This window comes from Brevundimonas sp. CURTG3B2_SDJG (genome assembly GCF_057364705.1).
The window spans coordinates 1-2,733 of record NZ_JBNFOJ010000349.1; the positions used below are offsets into that span (position 1 = coordinate 1).

The following is a 2,733-nucleotide window of genomic DNA, read 5'->3' on the forward strand; positions in this document are numbered from 1 at the left end:
GGCTTGACTCGGCGTCACGGTGGCGGGCGGCGCGCTCGCCGTAGCCGGCCAGGCCCAGCGCGGAGGCTTTGCGCTACCCAGCGTGCGGATCATGGCCATGTCGCCGGACGCCTGCGCCGCGAGCGCGCGAAGCTGGCCCACGGTCAGGTCGATGATGAAGTCCGGCGGGACCACGCCCTTGCCGGCGTCGGCCCGGACCCGCTGGGTCTCGGCGTCGACCGCCGGGGCGAAGGCGGCGAGGCGCGCCAGGAAGGCGTCGGCCCCCTCCCGGTCCTCGACGCGATGCTGACTATCCAGGAAGTCCGGGACGGTGAAGTAGGCGCCGGTGAGTTGGTTGACGAGGTAGGGCCCCATCCGGCCGCCGCCCAGGGTCGAACCGTAGTCGAAGCCGGCCCCGGTGGCCGCCGTCTCCAACCGGAAGGCCGCGACGGCGTGATTGACCTTGCCCGCCTCGGAAAGACCGTCGGTTCCGCCCAAGGCCCGGAACACCCGAAGGCGCTCGACCGCCTGCGCCCGCTCGCGCCGCCACTCGGCCTCGCTGCGGTCGCTGAGCCGGGACGACAGGCCGGCCCGGGCGCCGCGATCCAGGCCCAGGTTGGTGGCGCTTTCCGGCGAGGCGTCGATGTCCTGGTCGAACCAGCCCTGAAGCATCGCGTCCAGTTCGGCGTCCGCGTCCCGGGGCGAGGCGAGAGCCTGGCCGGACGCGGCCAGGCCGGCCGCGGCGGCCCCAGTGATCAGCAGGCTGCGGCGGTCGATCATTCATCCCTCCCCGGGGTTGCTAACGGATGGTCAGGCGGCTCAGGGCTTCTGCGTTTCGATCCACGCGGTGACCACCGTCCTGAGCGTCTCCAGGGGCATGGAGCCCGACGCCAGGGCCGTGTCGTGGAAGCCCTTGATGTCGAAGCGGTCGCCCAGGGCGGTCTTGGCCTCGTCGCGCAGCTTGACCCATTCGGTGTGGCCGATCTTGTAGCTGGAAGCCTGGCCCGGCCAGACGCAGTAGCGCTCGACCTCGGTGGTCACGCTCGACTCCTGATCGCCCAGGGTTTCGACCATGTAGCGAATGGCCTGCTCGCGGCTCCAGCGTTTGTGGTGCAGGCCGGAGTCCACGACCAGGCGGACGGCACGGAACAGCAGGGACTGCAGATAGCCGATCTGGCCCCAGGGATCGCCCTCGTAGACGCCCATCTCGTCGGCCAGCTGCTCGGAGTACAGCGCCCAGCCTTCGGAGTAGGCCGAGAAGCCGACGACCTTGCGCAGCATCGGCACGCCCTGGGCCTCGGTCTGGATCGAGATCTGGAAGTGATGGCCCGGGATGGCCTCGTGATAGGTCAGGGTCGGCAGCGACCATTTGGGCCATTCGGCCGTGTCGCGCAGGTTGATGTAGTAGGCGCCGGGGCGCGAGCCGTCGAGCGTCGGACCCTGATAGTAGCCGCCCGGCGCGCCCGCCTGGATGGCTTCCGGCACGGCGCGGATCTCCACCCCGGAGCGCGGCAGGTGGCCGAACATCTCGGGCAGGCGGGCCTGCATGGCCCGGGTCTGAGCGTTCAGATCGTCCAACAGCTGGCGCTTGCCCTCCGGGGTGTTGGGATAGATGAAACGCGGGTCCTTGCCCAACGCCCCGATCCGGGCGCCGACCGTGCCTTCGGTGATGCCCTGAGCCTTCAGGATGGCGTCGGCGCGGGCGCTGATCTCGGCCACCTGGGCCAGGCCCAGTTCGTGGACCTGGTCGCCGGTCAGGCCGGTGGTGGTGTAGTTGCGCACGCCCCAGGCGTAGTAGCCGTCGGCGTTCGGCAGGCGCCAGACACCCGCGTCGTGGACGGCCCCGGCCTTGGCGCCCTCGAACAGGGCGACCTGGCGGCGCAGCGCCGGATAGACCTTGTCGGCGACGATGGGTGCGGGCGCGGCCGGCCCAGTCGCCCGCGATGTTCTTCTCGCCCGCGCGCCGACCGACCGACGTCGTCATGCCGGACTGGGCCGGATCGACCGCCAGGACGGCGTTCATCTGCACCAGGGCGCGCTCGATGATGAAGTCGGGCGGCACGACGCCCTTGCCGAAGTCGGCCTGCACCAGGGCGGTCTCCTGGTCCATCAGGGCCGCAAAGGCCTCCAGGCGCGACAGATAGGCCTCTGCGTCCTCCGCCGTCTCGATGGAGTGCATCGTGTCCAAGAAGTCCGGCACCGACTGGTATGAGCCGGTCAGCTGGCTGATGCGGTAGGGGTTGGGCGTGCCGTCCTCGCCGAAGTCGTAGCGGTCCATGCCCATGACGGCGGTGTCGATCGTGTAAAGCACCGTGTCCAGGTTGACCCGATCCATGCCATGCAGGGCGTCGCGGTCGATCGCCTTCAGATCGGCCTGGCCGCGGCGGTACATGGCTTCGTTCCGGGCGCGGTCGGCGCCGGTCAGCATGTCCAGGCGCGACTTGGCGGCGGCGTTGTCGCCCTTGTCCAGGCCCAGGTAGGTGGCCAGGAAGGCCGAGTTGGCCAAGGCGTCGGCGAACATGCGCTCCAGCAGGGCGTTGAGCTTGGCGGCCTCGCCAGTGGCCTGGGCCCGGGCGAGGGCCCGGCCCGGCCCCGCGAGCGCCCCCACGAGAGCGGTGGAGACGAGGAAGCTGCGGCGATCCATCATGGGGAAGGCTCCGGAGGATGAGGGGCGGTACAGGAGGGCGCCTCGCGCGTGCTGGCAAGCCCGCTGGGCGCGGTCGGGTGATCAGGGCGCGCGCGCGCTCTGCCCAG

2 protein-coding genes and 1 pseudogene are annotated in these 2,733 nt (G+C 70.8%); all 3 read right to left on the reverse strand.

Annotated features, from left to right (window positions below; genetic code table 11):
* Positions 1 to 759 (reverse strand): DUF885 family protein (locus AC2W7C_RS16360; protein ID WP_486002343.1); only part of this gene is annotated, 759 nt, incomplete at its 3' end.
* A 39-nt stretch (positions 760 to 798) separates the two neighbouring features.
* Positions 799 to 1,890, reverse strand: a complete 1,092-nt coding sequence (locus tag AC2W7C_RS16365; protein WP_486002344.1) for a DUF885 domain-containing protein — start codon at positions 1,888 to 1,890, stop codon at positions 799 to 801.
* 94 nt (positions 1,891 to 1,984) lie between these two features.
* Positions 1,985 to 2,626, reverse strand: a pseudogene (locus AC2W7C_RS16370) (DUF885 family protein); the annotation flags it as partial.
* Positions 2,627 to 2,733: the final 107 nt, after the last annotated feature.